This is a genomic window from Clostridium sp. C105KSO13 (assembly GCF_001517425.1).
Taxonomy (GTDB): Bacteria; Bacillota; Clostridia; order Lachnospirales; family Lachnospiraceae; genus Muricomes.
Map to the genome: position 1 here is coordinate 1 of NZ_FBWL01000037.1, position 896 is coordinate 896.

Here is an 896-nt window from a genome sequence, read left to right on the forward strand (position 1 = left end):
ATAAGGCCGGTTTTTTGCCACTTTTCAAAAATGATATACCGGGGTTTTCGGTGGAGGAACACACGAATGCAGCCGACTGGTGGTCTGAAGACAGCCTGCTTGATCCCTGGGAGTGGAGAGGAATCATTACAAGGAGCGGAAAAGCTGCCTATGGAAAATTCTTTTATGGCAAAGCAGGATTTATTTCAAAACAATGGTTTCCTTACTTTGCCAACTACCGAAGGGACGGGTACGACTTTGATTCGCTGTGGGAGGATGAAAAGGCTTCCATGCGGCAGAAAAAGGTCATGGATTTATTTGAGGATGAAAAGGCAGAACTGTATTCTTTTGAGATAAAGAAGCAGGCAGGATTTGGAAAAAATGGTGGAAAGAACTTTGAAGGTATTATGACCAGTCTGCAGATGCAAAGCTACTTATGTCTTCGTGATTTTCACAGGAAAAGGAATAAAACCGGCCGGGCATATGACAGATCTATTGCTGTATATACAAGACCGGAGACTCTCTGGGGATACGAGTATGTAACTTCGGCATATGAAGAGGAACCGAGAAAGTCAGGAGACAGAATTATCAGTCATGTGATGGAAATATATCCCACCGCTTCACCTGAACAGATTCGGCGGGCTGTTGCTTCGGAAGAGAGCATAAAAGGGGTTTTAGCAGCTAAAAAGAAAGTGATCTGCTATCCGGAAAACCTCCTGACAGAGCTAGATGTCAATAATATTTCTAAAGTTGCAATTAAATATGATGAGGTAACGAAAGATCAACTGGTCGGATTGGAATTTACTATCAGGCAGTTGAAGGAGAATGAGCAGGAAGTGTTACATCTGCGATACAAGGAAGGCTTAACGTTCAAATTAATCGGAGAACATATGGGACTTTCAGGAGGACGGGCAGGT

General features: G+C 43.2%; 1 protein-coding gene. It reads left to right on the forward strand.

The features are described 5' to 3' along the window. Positions 1-896 (forward strand): AlkZ-related protein (locus BN3456_RS00120; RefSeq protein WP_089981944.1); only part of this gene is annotated, 896 nt, incomplete at both ends.